Genomic DNA, 16,365 nt, shown 5'->3' on the forward strand with positions numbered 1-16,365 from the left:
CTCCAACACAAGAGGGAGGCCCGGCGCCTTGGACAGACACCGGGCCCTCCCCGGAGAAGTAGTGCAAAGTAGCGGTTTACCGCTGTGGAAGCACGTGGGTTGGAGGACCGACCACGGCGTCCTCGAGGAGCCATAGCGTGGATCCACCCCTGCCAGCTGGCATGATGCTGCCTTCGAAAACGAAGACAGGTTCCATGGAGCGGTCCTCCGGACGCCAAAAACCGTTTGCGGGGCAGTGGAAACCGGTTTTAGCCATCAAACCCCGGCTGTTTCCCGAAATTTTCCGGAGGGTGTTGATTTTTTTCACGGTTTACTCCCAATTAATCCTTAAAAGAATGAATTGACCGCTGTTTCCCGGTCATGAATTAATCTTAGGATCAGGAGCGTAAGGGCGCTAAGACGAATGATGCGTGCCCCAATAAGCGAACGGTATGGAGCGGCTATCTTGCGTATTTGGTACTGAGCATTTCCTGGAGCATTTCCTTCAGCACCAGGAGAACCGCGGCTGCCGCCTCGGAAAGAGGGTCATGGTCAGGCGTGCACAGGGCGATCTTGCACTGAAGCGCCGGATCCTTGATGCGCAGTACATGGAAGTCCTCTTCGTGGAAGAGGGCGTCCGCGGCGGACTTGGGCAAGATGGTGGCGCCCAAATCCGCCCGCAGCAGCCGGGCAAGCGACGGAACGGATTCCACTTCACCCACGAGCAGGATCTTCAGGCCCTTGCTGGTGAAACCGGCTTCCACGGCCTGGCGAAGGGTGTGGATTTGCTCGGGCAGGAAGAGCCCGTGGCGGGCCACCTCTTCAAGGGAGATCTGACCGTCTGCATGGTTAACGTCTGCTCTTTTTGCGTTGACGACAAAGTGGAGATCTTCCACGATCATCGTGGTGAACTGGACGCCGCGGATCGCGCCCGGCTCGTAGATGAGCGCCATGTCCAGCCGGCCGTTCTTGATGGCTTCGCTGAGCACGCCGCCATAGATTTCGGTGACGTGCAGGGTGATGTCGGGGTACCTGCTGGCCACTTCGGTGATGATCCTGGGCGTCAGACTTGATGCCATGCTGTACGGCGCGATCGCAATGGAAACGCGCCCTGACGGTGCTGCCCCGGACTTGGCGACGTCCAGCCTCGCCTGGTCGACGAGGCGCAGGATGGACTGGGCGTGCCTGTACAGCGTGCGTCCGGCGGCAGTGGGTGTTACACCCTGCTTGCTGCGGATCAGCAGTCGTTGCTTGAGCTCAGCCTCTAACGCTGACACCTGCTGGCTCAGTGCCGGCTGGGCCACATGCAGCGCCGCCGCGGCCTTGGTGATGCTTCCCGAGTCCACAATCTGCACAAAGTACGCAAGCTTCCGCGTATCCATGCCGCCTTCTCTCTCTGCGGCGTCCTGAACCCGTATAGGTCATAACCGGATGCTATGAAGGGATATGCAACTGGTCTTTGTGTGATGCACATCTCTGACACTAGGTTGAGTTCAGATCGCTATTTCACTGGCAGTACATTCTACCCCTCCGGGCAGACATGCAATTCTGTGATGGCGTCAGATGCATTCTGCATAAAAGCGGCTTTTACTGACATAAACGTTTTCCTTAACATTTCCGAAATATGCACTCCATAACATCGGAGCACCCAAGAGTCCGCCGGCAACAGTAAACGGATTCTTCCTTAGAAAGAGATGACAAATGCGAACAACAATCAAAGGCAAAATGGCAGCCGTGGCCGCGCTTTCCGCGGCGGTGCTGGCACTGTCTGCCTGCGGGGGCGGCAACGAAGCCGCCAGCAGCGGCAGCGCCACGTCAGGTGAAGTGAACCTGATCGCCTACTCCGGTGTGTGGCAGGACCAGTACACCGCCGCAGTGATCGAACCGTTCCAGGCGAAGTACCCGGACATCAAGATCAACTACTCGTCCAAGCGGTCCTCCGCTGAGATGCTCAGCGCACTGCAGGGCCAAAAGAACAACCCCGCAACCGACGTGGCGATCATGGACAACTCGGTCTCCACCACCGGCAACAAGCAGGGCCTGTTTGAAAAAGTGGACGAGGCAAGCGTTCCGAACCTGGCGAACGTCCCTGAGAAGTTCCGGGACAAGGAAGGGTACGGCCCCGTGGCCATGCTGGACGCTGTCGGGCTTCTCTACGACACCGCCACGTTCCCGACGGCGCCCGAGAGCTGGAAGGTGCTGTGGGATCCGGCCTACGCGGGCAAAATCAACGTCAACGCCCCGCCGTCCCTGCTGGGACTGTCCCTGACCGCCATCACCTCGAAGATGGAAGGTGAGGACTACACCAAGAGCATCGACGCCGCCGTGACCCGCCTGAAGGAGATGGCGCCAGGTGTTCAAACCTTTGCGCCCAACCCGGACGAGTACCAGAACGTAATTACCGGCCAGACGGTGCTCGGCCTTGGCCAGAACGCGCGAGGCCAGTTCTACAGCGACCAGAGCAACAAGAAGATGGGCGTCACCTTCCCCGAGGAAGGCACGGTCTACCAAATCAACACCATCAACCTGGTAAAGGACGCCCCGCAAGCCGCGGCCGCCAAGACATTTGTGGACTACGCACTCTCTGCTGAGGCACAGACCGCATTTGCCAAAGCTCTGTTCTACGCACCCTCCGTCACCAACGCGGAACTGCCCGCAGATGTGAAGGACCGCGTGGTACCCACCGACGGCTCCGTGAACGTCGTTCCGCTGGATGTGGAATTCCTGTCCTCGGCCCGCGACAAGTGGACCGATACCTGGAAGCGCGAAATCATCACCAAATAGCACCCCGGGTGCCCCTCCCAACTTTCCCTTCAGGAGAACTGAATTCCCGTGACTGAATCAAAACTGTCGATCGAAAATCTGACCAAAAGATATGCAGCAGGTCTGGAGCCGGCCGTCGACCGCCTGAACATGAAAGTGGAGGAGGGGCACCTGGTGGCGCTCCTCGGCCCGTCGGGCTGCGGCAAGACAACAACCCTGCGGATGGTTGCCGGCCTGATGGACCCGACCGCCGGCTCCATCGTGGTGGACGGCAAGGAAATCACGCATACCCCCGTCAACAAACGCGGAATGGGCATGGTGTTCCAGTCCTACGCCCTCTTCCCACACATGAACGTTGAACAGAACGTGGCCTTCGGCCTGGAAATGCGCCAAACCCCCAAATCAGAACAAAAAGCCCGCGTGGCAGCGGCCCTGGATATGGTCCAGCTGGGCCACCTTGGCAAGCGCCAAACCAAGGAGCTCTCCGGTGGGCAGCAGCAGCGCATCGCACTGGCCCGCGCCCTGGTAGTGGAGCCCACCCTGCTACTGCTGGACGAACCGCTGTCCAACCTGGACGCAAAGCTCCGCGAAACCATGCGCACCGAAATCCGGTCCATCCAGCAGCGCACCAAAGCTACGACGCTCTTCGTTACCCACGACCAGGACGAGGCCCTGGACATGGCCGACCGGATCGCCGTCATGAACGGCGGCCTGATCGAACAATTCGGTTCCCCCACAGAGGTGTACGAACGCCCCCGCACACATTTCGTGGCTAACTTCATCGGCCAGGCCAACTTCCTCACTGCCCGGGTGGGCGCTGAAACCGGACCGGCAAACCAGTCCGGTGAAAGCTACTACAAGGTCGACGTGGAAGGCCTGGGCCAGTTCGGTGCCATAGGCGCTTCAGGGCTTTCCGGCAGCACGCATGAACTGGTCATCCGGCCGCACCGGCTGGGCGTCGCACTTCAGCCGGGAGCTGCCCGGGCACCCATGACCGGGGCCATAGAACGGGTGAGTTACACCGGTGACGCGCTGTCTGTGGCCGTACGCGTTGGTGACCAGCAACTGCAGGCCCAAATGCTGACCAACAGCGGTGACCTGCCCCGGATCGGCGATGCCGCCTACCTTTCCTGGGCAGCGGAAGACGCCTACCTCCTGCCAGCCCCCGCGGAAAGGCTCGCGGCATGACCCTCCTCCAGACTCCGGTCATCCACAAACCCCCCGCCGGGGGCGAGGGAGAGCTGGAAAAAGCCACCGAACGGCGCAACCGGCGCACCTACCTCGCGCTCCTGCTGCCCGGTCTTCTCGGCCTGCTGGTCAGCTTTGTCTTCCCGCTGGCCTACATGATCCGGATGTCCTTCAACGAGGGCGCCCCGGACGGTGTCATCATTGAGACGTTCACGCTGGACACCTACATCCAGCCCCTGACCGACCCCTACTACTGGCGCGTCACCTTGGACACCTTCCAGATGGGCGTCACCGTAGGCATCCTGTGCGTCCTGGTGTCCTACCCGGTGGCACTCTTCCTGGCCCGCAGCACCAGCAAGTACCGCGGCCTGCTCATCGCCATCGCCATCGCTCCGCTGCTTACCTCGGCAGTGGTACGCACCTACGGCTGGATGGTCATCCTCGGAACCAACGGGCTGGTCAATTCCTCCCTGGACGGACTCGGCCTGATCGACACCCCGTTGAAGCTCACCAACAACATGACCGGCGTGACCATCGGCCTGGTGGAAATCTTTATGCCCTACGCCATCCTGGCCATGATCTCCGGCTTCGGCCGGCTCAGCCCCCAACTCGAGGAGGCGGCCGGTTCCCTGGGAGCCAGCAAGTTCAAGGTCTTCACCCGGGTCACGCTCCCGCTGTGCCTTCCGGGCCTGCTGACCGCGTTCCTGCTCGTATTCGTGCTTTCCATCAGTACGTTCATCACGCCGAGGCTCCTGGGCGGCGGCAGCGTGCAGGTCCTGGCCACCGAGATCTACGACCAAACCACCGGTCTGCTGAACTGGCCGTTTGCAGCCGCCCTGTCCGTCATCCTGCTGGTGCTGTTCGGCCTGATCATCGCAATCTACCAGCGCCTCACCAAGAAGATCGGAGGCTGAGACCGTGAGCGACATCAAGGTATTCAAGCCACGCTTCAACCCCGCCAAACCAGCATTCGGGCTGCTGGTGTTCCTGCTCTACCTGTTCCTGCTGGCGCCACTGCTGATCGTCTTCGTGGTGTCCTTCGCCTCCAACCAGTACCTGTCCTTCCCGCCGGAAGGGTTCACCTTGAAGTGGTACGAGATGCTGCCGCAGGAAAGCACGTTCATGGAGGGCATGAAGGTCAGCCTGATCGTAGCCGTCATCGTCACGCTCATCGTCCTGGCCCTGGGCGTACCGGCAGCGCTGGCGCTGGAGAGGTTCGAGTTCAAGGCCAAGGCAGCCGTCCAGTCGTTCTTCCTGTCACCGCTGCTGATCCCCAGCATCGTCCTGGCCCTGGGCATGGTACTGCTGTTCGGTCCGCTGGAGCTGAACAACACCTATGCCGGCATCATCATCGGCCACGTCGCCATCACCATCCCGTTCGTCATCCGGACCACGTTGATGAGCCTTGCCACCACCGACACATCCTGTGAAGCGGCCGCCCGCATCCTCGGTGCGGACTCCTGGACGGTCTTCCGGCGCGTGACCCTGCCCATCATCCAGCCGGGCGTGATCGCCGGCGGCGTTATTGCCTTCATCGTCTCCTTCGACGAAGCCGTGATCTCGCTGTTCGTGGCCGAATCAGGCCTGCCCACCCTGCCCGTTCAGGTGCTGAGATACGTGGAAAACTCCGCCGATGCCGCCGTCGCCGCCCTGTCCGTGATCCTCATCCTGATCTCCCTCGCGGTGGTGGTCGTCGTCGAACGCGTGATGGGACTCCGCAAAGCCCTGCGCTAAGGCTCCGTCCGAACGAAAGCCAAAACCCCTGCCCAACCGGCACAACGAAAAAACCTGCCCGGTCCGCAACAGCGGGCCGGGCAGGACGTCGTCCAGGACGGGTGCAGGTCATAACTGGCACCTATCCCGTGACACCGATTACGTCTTTGTGTGATCAAAGTCCCGGTGTCAGACTTTTTCTACACGCCCGGTAATCCGGGCCACGGGAGCCAGGCTTCACCCGGCTGGTCCCGAAACTTCCGCTTCCGGCATCTGACGCTGTGCCTTCGTGCCAGCGCTGCGCCAACACCCCTGAAGGAGGGCTCACATGGGACCCATCGTTGATCTCGTTGCAGATCTCGGAGAAGGCTTCGGCGCCTACTCCATGGGCGATGACGCGGCCCTGCTCGAAGTGGTGTCCAGCGCCAACATCGCCTGCGGCTTCCACGCCGGAGACCCGGACATCATGAACGCCACCGTTGCTGAATGCGTGCGCCGCGGCGTCAGCATCGGGGCGCACCCCAGCTTTCCGGACCTGCGGGGCTTCGGCCGCCGCGCCATGGACCTAACCGCAGACGAAGTCCGCAACGACGTCCTGTACCAGTTCGGGGCCCTGAGTGCCTTCGCCGCCTACCACGGCGCCGGCGTCGCACACCTCGCCCCGCACGGACGCCTCGGCAACCTCGTAGCCACCCGCGCCGACTACGCCGAAGCCGTGGCTGACGCCGCCGCCCGCATCAACGCCGACCTCATCGTCCTGGCACAGGACGGCGAGCTTGCCGACGCGGCCGCAGCCCGCCGGCTTCCGGTAGGGATCGTGGGAATCGCAGACAGGGCCTACGAGGCGGACGGTACCCTCGTGCCGCGCAGCCGCCCAGGTGCTGTCATCCACGATTCCTCAATCATCGTGGACCGCACCATCCGTATGGTCTGCGAAGGGCTGATCGAGACCGTCGCCGGAACCGACCTGCCGATCGTCGCCGACACCATCCTGCTCCACGGGGACACCCCGGGCGCGGTTCAACTGGCCAAGCAGGTCCGCGCAGAACTGGAACGAGCAGGCGTAACCATCGCACCCCTCGCCCAAGTCCTGGCAGCCAAAGTGGAAGCTGTCTGACATGCCCGCCACGCCAGCTCCAGCGCTGCCTCCGGTGGAGGTGTTCGAATCCGGGGACGCCGCACTGCGCGTCGTCGCTTCATCCCCGGACCGGGAGGCCAATTGGGGCACCGTCCACGCCCTCGCCGCATGGCTTGAGGTGGTGGGGGCCGACGGCGTCTACGGCGCGGTGCCGACGTACGACTCCCTGCTCGTGGAATTTGATCCCGGCGTCACATCCGCACGCCAGGTCCGGGCTTTCATCCTGTTGGGCCTGCGCCAGCTCGAATTCACCGGAACCCCTGCCCGTACACCCAGAGAGTTCAACGTCCCCGTGGTGTATGGCGGCGAGTACGGCCCCGACCTGGAGTGCGTAGCCGAGCAGCAGCAGCTATCCGTCGAAAAGGTCATCGAGCTTCACACAGCCAAGTCCTACGTGATCCGCTGTCTCGGTGCACCCGCCGGCTCGCCCATGATGGACGGCCCCAATTTTCCCTTCCCCGTGCCGCGGCTGAAGGACCCCCGGGTGTCCGTCCCTGCAGGTGCGGTATCGGTAGCGGGGCGCCAGGCAGTCATCGCCCCGGCAGTGGCACCCGGCGGCTGGTGCGTCATCGGCCAGACCCCGCTCACCGTCCTCGACGCCGCGGTCGAGCCGTTGGTTCCCTATGTCCCGGGCGATGTGCTGCGCTTCCACCAGATCCAGCCCGAAGAGTTCGCGGCCTTCACCGGCCGCAAGTTGGAGGCAGCACGATGAGCGGCTCCCTGATCATCCAGCAGCCCGGCCACTCCGTGGTCACAGATCTCGGACGCTTCCGTGGCCCGCGGTTCGGGCTGCCCGTGAACGGCGCACTGGACCAGTTCTCAGCCCGGGCGGCCAACATCCTGGTTGCGAACGGCGATAACGCGCCGCTGCTGGAGGTCACCGCCCTGGACTTCCGCATGCGCGCCACTACTGACATCCTTATTGCCGTCACCGGCGCACCACTGCACCTCACAGTGGGCGGGCGCGAGTGCCAGCAGTGGGAGCCCGTATCCGTCCGGGCAGGGGAGACCGTGACACTGCGCGGGATCAACGGCGGACTGCGCGCCTACATCGCCGTTCACGGCTCCGTGCAGGCACCGGTCCTCCTCGGCAGCTGCGCCCCGGACACCGTCGTCGGATTCGGCCTGCGGCTCACCGAAGGCACCGAACTGAAGGCTTTCCGCAGCGTCCCGCCCATCCGGCAGCCGTACTTCGACCTCCCGCTGTTCCGCCTGGGCCTGACCCGGCCGGAATTCACCAGTACCGCAGTAGTGGAGGTCACGGACGGCCCCGACGTGAATGAGTTCGGGGGCACCGCGGACCTGCTCTACAACACCGAATACACCGTCAGCGGCCGGAGCAACCACATCGGCCTGCGGCTCGGCGGAGCGCTTCCGGAACGCCAGTCCACCGCTGAGGTACTGTCCCGGGGCGTCCCGGTGGGAGCCGTCGAGGTGCCATCGCGGGAGGAACTCCTGGTCCTGCACCGCGGCCGCGGAGTCACCGCAGGCTACCCCGTCCTCGCCGTCGTCACCACCCGCTCCCTCGACGTCCTGGCCCAGGCCCGCCCGGGCCACAAAATCAAGTTCCGCAAAACCACCGTCCCCGAAGCAACAGCGAAACACCGGGCAGCGCTGCGCGAACTGGAGAACCTCCGATCCACCGTCAGTACCGTGTTCTCACTCCTGGGCATGAACAACCAGCCCGGCTGGCAACAACTGGCACCGGCCGCCGGAAGCTAAAACCCCCTCGCCTCACCCCCAAAGCATTGTTACCATCCCTTAAGTAAGGAAAGACATGTCCACCTCTACGCACGCGGCCCAGCCGCAAGAGCGGCTCAGCAACAAGCAGACCCGCAAGGTCGTCACTGCCGGCTGCGTCGGTATTTTCGTGGAACTCTACGACAACGGCATCTTCGCCTTCATGGCCGGAACGCTCGCCCTCGTCTTCCTGGCGCCCGGAAACCCGGACAACGCCCTACTCTTCGTCTTCGCCGGTTACGCCGTCTCCTTCTTCGTCCGCCCCCTCGGGGCGGTTGTCTGCGGATACCTGGGAGACCGGATCGGGCGGCAAAAGCTATTGGTCTTTGTCATCCTCCTGATCAGTGTGGCCACCGCTGGCATCGGGCTGCTGCCGGGCTACGCCGCCATCGGCATCGCGGCCCCCATCCTGCTCGTCCTACTCCGCATGCTGCAGGGCTTCTCCGTCGGCGGTGAGGCCGCCGGCGCCATGACCTTCCTCGCCGAGCACGCACCCGAAGGCAAGCGCGGCATCATCACCTCCTACGCCCAGATCGCCTCCTTCGCAGCACTCCTCACCGGCACGCTGGTTGCCTACTCCATGTCCCCCTGGCTCACCCAGGCAGCCATCGACGGCGGCGGATTCGGCGCGTTCGCATGGCGCATCCCGTTCCTGGTGGCCATCCCGATGGGCATCATCGGCTGGTACATCCGCAAGGCCATCAGCGACACCCCCAACTTCGAAAAGCTCAAGGAAGAAGGCGGGCTGTCCGCCAACCCGCTCAAGGAAGCCTTCGCCTCCGCGGAACACCGCCGCGCCATGCTGCTGGCCCTCTTCATCCCGCTGATGAACGGCTCCGGCTACTACGTCCTGTTCTCCTACATGCCCACGTTCCTGAAGGGCAAGCAGCTCAACTTCACCATCGGTGAGGCCCTGCTGGTCACCGCCTGCAGCCTGGTGGTTATCTGCATCGCCATCCCCTTCATGGGCGCCCTCTCGGACCGCGTCGGCCGCAAGAAGGTCATCGCCGGCTCGGCCATCGCCATGGCCGTCCTGGGCATCCCCTCCTACGCCCTGATCGCCACCGGCCAGATGGCCTTCGCCATCCTAGGTGCCTCGATCATGGCGGTGGTCTTCGCCGGACACACGGCAGTGATCCACATCCTGATCGTGGAACTCTTTCCCACCCGCGTTCGGTACTCGGCCTACGGCTTGGGCTACAACATCTCCTCGGCACTCTTCGGCGGTACAGCGCCGCTGCTGATGACCTGGCTGATCTCCTCCACGGGCAACATCTACATGCCCGCCTTCTACGCAGTGATTACCGCGCTGGGCACGCTGGCCGCCGTCAGCACCGTCAAGGACCGGGCACACCTGCCCCTCCGCGACGCCTAACCTTCCACCTTCATCCAGCAGTTTTCGACTGCACCATAGGAGCTATCCATGTCTTTTTCCGATTACTCAACTGCCCTCGTCACCGGCGCGTCGACCGGGATGGGCGCCGCGATAGCCGAACGCCTGTCCAAGCGCGGCCTCACGGTCCACGCCCTGGCACGCAACGAAGGGCGCCTGAAGGAACTGGCGGACAATACCGGGGCGGTTCCCCACGTCGTGGACCTCACGGACACCGCGGCGCTGACCGCTGCCGTCGGGAACCTTGAGGTGGATGTTTTGGTGAACTGTGCAGGCGTCTCCCGCCCCGGCAACATCCTGGACTCGAGCGAGAGCGACATCGACGAACTCGTGGACGTCAACCTCCGCGGCCTGCTCCAACTGACCCGGCTGGTCCTGCCCGGCATGGTGGAACGCGACCTGGGGCACATCATCAACGTCAGCTCCATCGCAGGCACCTACAATTTCTACGGCCACACGGTCTACCACGCCACTAAAGCCGCGGTGCACCAGGTCTCCCGGCAGCTCCGCAACGACACCGTGGGCAGGCGCATCCGCGTCACCGAAATCTGCCCCGGACGCGTCGAGACAGAGATCTTCGGCCGCAACATGGGCGGTACGCCCGAAGCGATGGAAGAGGCATGGAAGACCTACTACGAAGGCTACGAATCGCTCACCACCGATGACATCGTCAACGCCATGGACTACGCCATCGAAACACCCCGGCACGTAAACGTTGGCATGCTGGAGCTGATGCCCACGTTCCAGGTTCCCGGCGGCCTCACCTTCAACAGGCGCTAACCGCGGCCCTGCCCCTCCACCGATAACCGCCCGACTGATAGGTTTCCCGATGCAAACAGTCCGTACAGTCAGCTTCCCCGACCGGCAGCTCCTCGACGATCTCTCACCCCTTCCCGAAGGGCTGCGCGGAGTGGTCTGGGACCTGAAGGCGGATCCCGACGGCGGGACAATGGGCGAAATCGACGGCGTCATCCTCCCGTACATCGATGCCGGCGCCGTGTTGGGATCCCTCGCCAAGGTCGAGTCGCTGAAATTCGTTCAGACGCAGTCAACCGGGTACGACGGCGTCATCGAGGCTGCCGGCCCGGCGGCCGGCGTCGCCAACGCCTCCGGAGTCCACGCGGCGGCGACCGCGGAACTCGCCATAGGGCTGATCCTGGCGAAACTGCGCGGCATCGACCAAGCAGTCCGGGACCAGCAATACGGCCTCTGGCGGCCTGAACGGCGCCAGTCCCTCGCGGACCGGCGCGTGCTGCTGGTCGGCATCGGCGGGATAGGACACGAGATCGCCCGCCGCCTCGAGCCCTTCGAAGTCACCGTCACCCGAGTGGGGAGCTCAGCCCGCACCGATGAGCACGGTGAGGTGCACGCGTCCTCAGAACTGACCACACTTGCCGCCACCCACGACATCCTCGTTTCGGTGCTCCCGCTGAACGAACACACCCACCAGCTGATCGGCGAAGAGGTCCTCGCGGCCCTGCCGGACGGCGCCCTGGTGGTAAACGTAGGCCGCGGCTCCGTTGTCGACACCGCTGCCCTCACCAAGGAAGTCCTCTCCGGCCGCCTACAGTGCGCCATCGACGTCATCGATCCCGAGCCGCTGCCACAGGACCACCCGCTGTGGTCCACCACTAACGCCCTGATCACGCCCCACGTCGGCGGCAACGCCTCCGCGTTCCAGCCGCGGATCATCAAACTCCTCCGGAAGCAGCTCGAAGCCCTCGCCGCCGGACACACCCCGGTCAACCTGGTGCAGGCAGGCCCGTTCTCATGACCTCACTTTTTGACCTGACGGGCCGGGTCGCCCTGGTCACCGGCTCCAGCCGGGGGATCGGCAACGCGCTGGCCCGGGCATTGGCCGACGCGGGAGCCACCGTGGTGCTGAACGGTATCAACGAGGAGCGGCTCAAGGCTGCAACTGCCGCCATGGCTGCCGATTTCGCCCCCGGCCGGGTGCACAGCGTGGCGTTCGATGTCACGAGCGACGCCGAGGCCGCCCGCGGGGTCGCGTGGGTGGAAGAACACGTGGGGCCACTGGAGATCCTGGTCAACAACGCCGGCATCCAGCACCGCGTGCCCATGCTGGACCTGGACGTCAAGGACTGGGAACGGGTGATTTCCACCGACCTGACCAGTGCCTTCCTGGTAGGCCGCGAAGCAGCGCGCTTTATGATTCCCCGCGGCCACGGCAAGATCATCAACATCTGCTCTGTCCAGACCGACCTGGCCCGGCCCACCATCGCCCCATACATCGCGGCCAAGGGCGGACTGCGGAACCTCACCCGTGCCATGACGGCTGAATGGGCTTCGTCCGGTCTGCAGATCAACGGGATCGCACCCGGCTACATCCACACCGAGATGACCCAGAACCTGGTGGACGATGAGGCCTTCAACTCCTGGATCCTCGGCCGGACCCCCGCGAACCGCTGGGGGACGGTCCAGGACCTGGCCGGGCCCGCCGTCTGGTTGGCGTCCAGCGGCTCGGACTTCGTCAACGGCCAGACCATCTTTATCGACGGCGGAATGACGGTGGTGGTCTGATGGCCTTCACCGAAGCCCTGCCGGAACCAGGAGTAAGCGTGCAGTCCCTTCCCAACCCTGTCCTTCCTGTTACCGGGCCTGCAGTCGTTGCCCACGCCGCCGGTGACCTCCGGATCGACGAACTCACCCTCACCGCCCCGGCCCCGGACGAAGCAGTTATCGAGGTGCACTACGGCGGCATCTGCGGCTCGGACCTGCACTACTGGCTGCACGGCGCCGCCGGCGAATCCATCCTCAAGGCACCACTGGTCTTGGGGCATGAGATTTCCGGAACGGTTATCCAAGCCGCTGCCGACGGAACCGGGCCGCTTCCCGGAACACCAGTCGCGGTCCATCCGGCAACACCCGGTCCGGGCGCTGCCCGGTACCCGGCGGACCGGCCCAACCTGTCCCCGGGCTGCACCTACCTGGGCAGTGCCGCCCGGTTCCCGCACAAAGACGGCGCGTTCAGCCGGTACGTGAACCTCCCCACCCGGATGCTGCGGACACTGCCACCCGGCATCGACCTGCGCACCGCCGCACTGATCGAACCGGCCTCCGTGGCCTGGCACGCCGTGGCGCGGGCCGGGGAAATCGCCGGGAAAACGGCACTCGTCATCGGCAGCGGCCCCATCGGCGCCCTCGCCGTCGCGGTCCTGAAACGGGCCGGCGCGAGCCGCATCACCGCCGTCGACATGCACGACAAGCCGCTAGAAATTGCCACAGCCGTGGGAGCGGACCACGTGCTGCAGGCCGGCGACGCTGAGGCCATCGCCGCCGTCGAGGCCGATATCGTCATCGAATCCTCCGGCAACCACCACGGCCTGGCTTCCGCGATCCAGGGCGCAACCCGCGGCGGCACCGTGGTGATGGTCGGCCTGCTGCCCACCGGCCCGCAACCGGTGCTGATCTCCCTGGCGATCACCCGGGAACTGGAGCTGAAGGGTTCCTTCCGGTTCAACGACGAGATCGACGACGTCATCGCCGCCCTCGCCGACGGCACCCTGCACATCGACCCCGTCATCACCCACGAATACCCCGTGGAGCAGGCACTCGAGGCCTTCGACGTCGCACGGAACTCCGCCGAATCCGGCAAAGTACTCCTCAGCTTCGGCGCGGGAAGCGCGTCATGAGCCAGCTGCCGCCCCTGGTGGTAATGGGCGTTTCGGGGTGCGGGAAGTCAACCGTCGGTTCCCTACTGGGGGAGCGGCTCGGCGTTCCGTTCTTCGACGGCGACGACTTCCACCCAACCGCAAACAAGGCCAAAATGGCCGGCGGAATTCCCCTGAACGACGATGACCGCGGGCCCTGGCTCGCCGAAATCGGCACGGCGCTGGCAACCCCTGCCGGGGAAGCGGCGTCATGCATCATCGCGTGCTCCGCGCTTAAGCGCAGTTACCGGGACCTGCTGCGCAACTTCGCCCCTGATACAGTGTTTATCCATCTCACTGGTGACGCAGCAACCATTTCAGACCGGCTGAGCAGCAGGAAACACGAATACATGCCAGGGAGCCTCCTCGCCTCCCAGCTCGCTACTCTTGAACCGCTCGGATCCGATGAACCGCACATTGCCGTGGACATCCACCAGGATCCAGCGTCGCTGGTGAATCGAATCGTGCGGCAGCTGGTCGATTTGCCAGGCAAGGTTCACACTTCTTGACAGGACCCTTACGTTGCGAAGCGCAGTACCCGAGCACCCAGCTCGGCCTTGGCATTCGTCCAGCTACCACATCGCCAATTCCGTCCCGTTTGTTTACGGCTGCCCGAACCGAAGGCATGGCGTTTCATTGAGGGCACCGTCCGTCGATTTCAGGAGCAGCGCGCCACCGCCGAGCGAAAACGCAGGGCGAAGTCCGATCACCCTCCGGGCTTTTTGGCCTTGATGACATTTGAGGCTGCTTGCCCTGTCTCTTGACAAACCTCGGCGAACCGGACGCTTGCTGAGCGGCTGCGGCTAGGGAGCATCGGACGAATACTCCTCGAAATGAGGGCAGGAACCAGCCCCTTCTACGGGCACTCCCCCACCCATTTTCAAGCGCCGATAATAAATACTCCGTCAGCCTGTCCAAGCCCGAAACAGGCCCTTGATTCCTGCCACGCGGGCGGTTCTATTGCTGTATGTCGCCGTCGAGGTGGCGGAGGGTTTCAAGTCGTTGCTTGGCCAGTTCGGTGTCGGTGGAATTGACCAGATCCGCCTTGCCGTCTCGGCTGGGGGAGCGGCGCAGCTGACCGCTGTTGAGCATTGCCAATACTTCGTTGACGTCGATGTTCAGCGCTTTGGCTGCCTGTTCAATAGTGAGGTATTGGTGAAAGCGGCGAGTCACATCTCACTCCCGGTGGGGGTTGTAGTTTGAACCGGGCTAAAGCGGGTCGATGCGGGGCTGTAAGTGCAGGGCTGTAAGTGCAGGGCTTAGGGCAGTCGATGAAGTTTCAGCTGTGTCTTCCTCATGGACGCCGTCCCGGGTCCCTAGTTGGAGGTTAATGTGGGAAGTCTGCTTCCAGGTCTTCCATTGCCCAGGCCAGAATGGTGAGTTCAAACGGGGGAGGTTCCTGAATCTCATACACGTGGGCCTCGAAGTCGAAGACGTCGGCTCTCCCGCCGTTTCCCCAGTACCTCAACCAAAGGCCTTCGATGCTGATGATGTTGAGTTCTATCAAGCCTCGTGCCGTCTGCCGTGGCTCACTTATCGCTGTTACCTGATCATCGTGGCGGGCAGCGCCTGCCTGTTGGTCAGCATACTTACTAATTAGAGGGTACGGGACTGCGGTGCGTCAGCCAACAGGGAGTGCAAAATATTCCGGCCGGGGAGCGCATCTGTCCTAAGGTACCGACGAGCACGGTTAGGGGGTGCGGGGAGATGACCTGGGGCAGGGGAGTTCCTACGATTAGGCTCATGAACTCCACCGGACACGCAGAGCACATCATCAGCCTGCACGAACTGGTGGCAGGCAGTGCTGACATTCAAACGATTTTGAACGGCCTAACCGGTTTTGCGGCGGACGCGGTCAGCAAGGCAGCCGGCGAAACGATCGACTGTGCACTGACCCTGCGCCGGCGTAAACGCACCGCCACCGTCGCAGGCAGCAGCGACAAGGCTGTCATGCTTGACCACATCGAACAGAGCCTGGCCCAAGGACCATGCCTTGACGCCCTGGACGTGGGCCACCCGGTGCTCCTGGCTGACGTATCCACCGACACAAAATGGCCCCACTACAGCCGGGCCTTGGCCACCGAGGGGTGCAACAGCGCCCTGGGCGTCCCGATGGATTTAGGGGAGACTTCCGAGGCGGTCCTGAACTTTTTCGCCCCCACTACGGGCATGTTCACTGACGAAGTCATCAACGAAGCAGCCGCGTTCGCGCACGTTGCAGGCAGCACCCTCCGCCTGGCCATCCGGATCGAGACCGTGGAGCAGCTGAACGCTGACCTAAAAACTGCAATGGCGACCCGTACCGTGATCGATTCCGCCTGCGGCGTGATTATGGCCCAAAACCATTGCAGCCATGACCAGGCGTTCGAGCTCCTGGCCAAAGCGTCCAGCCACCGGAACCAAAAACTCCACGATGTGGCGGCGGACATCATCGCCCGCCTGGGCGTCACTCCTGACGGTTCCCTCCGTTTCCAGGACTAACACACCGGGGCGGACCCGGTAGATAACCACGTGGCGCGCCGCCTTAGCTGACCGCCCCTTTAGCGGCACATCTTCCGGGCCAAAAGGCCGAGCAACGGTGTCGGACGCAGCCCCTTTTCGGGCCACTCCCCCGCCCAATTTCGAACGCCGATAATGGAAATTACGTCAACCTGCCACGGCAGGGCAAACCGTGCTTGCTGATCACGTGGCCGGAGCTTGTGGCGACTTTGATTCCGCCCATGGCTGAAGTCAATTCAGGTTATCCACGGCTGGAAGTGGGAGCCGTTCGGGTAGCTCCG

General features: G+C 63.5%; 17 protein-coding genes. 14 read left to right on the forward strand and 3 right to left on the reverse strand.

What is annotated here, in order from left to right:
* Positions 1 to 440: 440 nt before the first annotated feature.
* Positions 441 to 1,361 carry a LysR substrate-binding domain-containing protein gene (locus tag AC5RVN_RS09505; protein WP_494104974.1) on the reverse strand — a complete coding sequence of 307 codons (921 nt, stop codon included), beginning with the start codon at positions 1,359 to 1,361 and terminating at the stop codon, positions 441 to 443.
* A 319-nt stretch (positions 1,362 to 1,680) separates the two neighbouring features.
* Between AC5RVN_RS09505 and AC5RVN_RS09510 the strand changes: the two genes are divergently transcribed.
* From AC5RVN_RS09510 to AC5RVN_RS09570, 13 genes are all read left to right on the forward strand, one after another.
* Positions 1,681 to 2,763, forward strand: coding sequence for an ABC transporter substrate-binding protein (locus AC5RVN_RS09510; protein ID WP_494137760.1), 1,083 nt, complete (start codon positions 1,681 to 1,683; stop codon positions 2,761 to 2,763).
* A gap of 48 nt (positions 2,764 to 2,811) precedes the next feature.
* Positions 2,812 to 3,930, forward strand: a complete 1,119-nt coding sequence (locus AC5RVN_RS09515; RefSeq protein WP_494104976.1) for an ABC transporter ATP-binding protein — start codon at positions 2,812 to 2,814, stop codon at positions 3,928 to 3,930.
* Positions 3,927 to 4,844 (forward strand): ABC transporter permease, encoded by a 918-nt coding sequence (locus tag AC5RVN_RS09520; protein WP_494104977.1) that lies wholly within the window; start codon positions 3,927 to 3,929, stop codon positions 4,842 to 4,844. The genes AC5RVN_RS09515 and AC5RVN_RS09520 overlap by 4 nt, the downstream gene beginning before the upstream one ends.
* Before the next feature lie 4 nt (positions 4,845 to 4,848).
* Positions 4,849 to 5,664, forward strand: coding sequence for an ABC transporter permease (locus AC5RVN_RS09525; RefSeq protein ID WP_494104978.1), 816 nt, complete (start codon positions 4,849 to 4,851; stop codon positions 5,662 to 5,664).
* Between the two features lie 307 nt (positions 5,665 to 5,971).
* On the forward strand, positions 5,972 to 6,760 hold the full coding sequence (locus AC5RVN_RS09530; RefSeq protein WP_494104979.1) for a LamB/YcsF family protein: 789 nt from the start codon (positions 5,972 to 5,974) through the stop codon (positions 6,758 to 6,760).
* A 1-nt stretch (position 6,761) separates the two neighbouring features.
* Positions 6,762 to 7,493, forward strand: coding sequence for a 5-oxoprolinase subunit B family protein (locus AC5RVN_RS09535; protein WP_494104980.1), 732 nt, complete (start codon positions 6,762 to 6,764; stop codon positions 7,491 to 7,493).
* Positions 7,490 to 8,503 (forward strand): 5-oxoprolinase subunit C family protein, encoded by a 1,014-nt coding sequence (locus AC5RVN_RS09540; protein WP_494137761.1) that lies wholly within the window; start codon positions 7,490 to 7,492, stop codon positions 8,501 to 8,503. The genes AC5RVN_RS09535 and AC5RVN_RS09540 overlap by 4 nt, the downstream gene beginning before the upstream one ends.
* A gap of 55 nt (positions 8,504 to 8,558) precedes the next feature.
* Positions 8,559 to 9,896, forward strand: a complete 1,338-nt coding sequence (locus AC5RVN_RS09545; protein WP_494104982.1) for an MFS transporter — start codon at positions 8,559 to 8,561, stop codon at positions 9,894 to 9,896.
* Positions 9,897 to 9,944: 48 nt separating this feature from the next.
* A complete protein-coding gene (locus AC5RVN_RS09550) occupies positions 9,945 to 10,694 on the forward strand; it encodes an SDR family oxidoreductase (RefSeq protein WP_494104983.1) in 750 nt (249 codons plus the stop codon).
* A 49-nt stretch (positions 10,695 to 10,743) separates the two neighbouring features.
* Positions 10,744 to 11,688: a 2-hydroxyacid dehydrogenase gene (locus AC5RVN_RS09555; RefSeq protein WP_494104984.1), complete on the forward strand. Its 945-nt coding sequence runs from the start codon at positions 10,744 to 10,746 to the stop codon at positions 11,686 to 11,688.
* Positions 11,685 to 12,455, forward strand: a complete 771-nt coding sequence (locus AC5RVN_RS09560; protein WP_494104985.1) for an SDR family oxidoreductase — start codon at positions 11,685 to 11,687, stop codon at positions 12,453 to 12,455. Before AC5RVN_RS09555 ends, AC5RVN_RS09560 begins: the two co-directional genes overlap by 4 nt.
* Positions 12,455 to 13,567 (forward strand): L-idonate 5-dehydrogenase, encoded by a 1,113-nt coding sequence (locus AC5RVN_RS09565; protein WP_494137762.1) that lies wholly within the window; start codon positions 12,455 to 12,457, stop codon positions 13,565 to 13,567. Before AC5RVN_RS09560 ends, AC5RVN_RS09565 begins: the two co-directional genes overlap by 1 nt.
* Positions 13,564 to 14,094, forward strand: a complete 531-nt coding sequence (locus tag AC5RVN_RS09570) for a gluconokinase (protein ID WP_494137763.1) — start codon at positions 13,564 to 13,566, stop codon at positions 14,092 to 14,094. Before AC5RVN_RS09565 ends, AC5RVN_RS09570 begins: the two co-directional genes overlap by 4 nt.
* 448 nt (positions 14,095 to 14,542) lie before the next feature.
* Here the strand turns inward: AC5RVN_RS09570 and AC5RVN_RS09575 are convergent, their stop codons facing one another.
* Together AC5RVN_RS09575 and AC5RVN_RS09580 are read right to left on the reverse strand one after the other, a co-directional pair.
* Complete coding sequence (locus AC5RVN_RS09575; protein WP_494137764.1) at positions 14,543 to 14,758, reverse strand: hypothetical protein; 216 nt, start codon at positions 14,756 to 14,758, stop codon at positions 14,543 to 14,545.
* Positions 14,759 to 14,912: 154 nt separating this feature from the next.
* Positions 14,913 to 15,092, reverse strand: a complete 180-nt coding sequence (locus tag AC5RVN_RS09580) for a hypothetical protein (protein ID WP_494137765.1) — start codon at positions 15,090 to 15,092, stop codon at positions 14,913 to 14,915.
* A gap of 236 nt (positions 15,093 to 15,328) precedes the next feature.
* On the opposite strand from AC5RVN_RS09580, the gene AC5RVN_RS09585 reads away from it, so the two are divergent.
* A complete protein-coding gene (locus AC5RVN_RS09585; protein ID WP_494137766.1) occupies positions 15,329 to 16,066 on the forward strand; it encodes a GAF and ANTAR domain-containing protein in 738 nt (245 codons plus the stop codon).
* Positions 16,067 to 16,365: the final 299 nt, after the last annotated feature.

The sequence above is a fragment of the Arthrobacter sp. sptzw32 genome (genome assembly GCF_059089735.1).

Bases quoted from the DNA above. Each gene is read 5' to 3' on its own strand.
- AC5RVN_RS09545 (WP_494104982.1), top strand. From the start codon at position 8,559: ATGTCCACCTCTACGCACGCGGCCCAGCCGCAAGAGCGGCTCAGCAAC.
- AC5RVN_RS09535 (WP_494104980.1), top strand. From the start codon at position 6,762: ATGCCCGCCACGCCAGCTCCAGCGCTGCCTCCGGTGGAGGTGTTCGAA.
- AC5RVN_RS09570 (WP_494137763.1), top strand. From the start codon at position 13,564: ATGAGCCAGCTGCCGCCCCTGGTGGTAATGGGCGTTTCGGGGTGCGGG.
- AC5RVN_RS09510 (WP_494137760.1), top strand. From the start codon at position 1,681: ATGCGAACAACAATCAAAGGCAAAATGGCAGCCGTGGCCGCGCTTTCC.
- AC5RVN_RS09555 (WP_494104984.1), top strand. From the start codon at position 10,744: ATGCAAACAGTCCGTACAGTCAGCTTCCCCGACCGGCAGCTCCTCGAC.
- AC5RVN_RS09550 (WP_494104983.1), top strand. From the start codon at position 9,945: ATGTCTTTTTCCGATTACTCAACTGCCCTCGTCACCGGCGCGTCGACC.
- AC5RVN_RS09505 (WP_494104974.1), bottom strand. From the start codon at position 1,361: ATGGATACGCGGAAGCTTGCGTACTTTGTGCAGATTGTGGACTCGGGA.
- AC5RVN_RS09540 (WP_494137761.1), top strand. From the start codon at position 7,490: ATGAGCGGCTCCCTGATCATCCAGCAGCCCGGCCACTCCGTGGTCACA.
- AC5RVN_RS09565 (WP_494137762.1), top strand. From the start codon at position 12,455: ATGGCCTTCACCGAAGCCCTGCCGGAACCAGGAGTAAGCGTGCAGTCC.
- AC5RVN_RS09560 (WP_494104985.1), top strand. From the start codon at position 11,685: ATGACCTCACTTTTTGACCTGACGGGCCGGGTCGCCCTGGTCACCGGC.
- AC5RVN_RS09585 (WP_494137766.1), top strand. From the start codon at position 15,329: ATGAACTCCACCGGACACGCAGAGCACATCATCAGCCTGCACGAACTG.
- AC5RVN_RS09520 (WP_494104977.1), top strand. From the start codon at position 3,927: ATGACCCTCCTCCAGACTCCGGTCATCCACAAACCCCCCGCCGGGGGC.
- AC5RVN_RS09530 (WP_494104979.1), top strand. From the start codon at position 5,972: ATGGGACCCATCGTTGATCTCGTTGCAGATCTCGGAGAAGGCTTCGGC.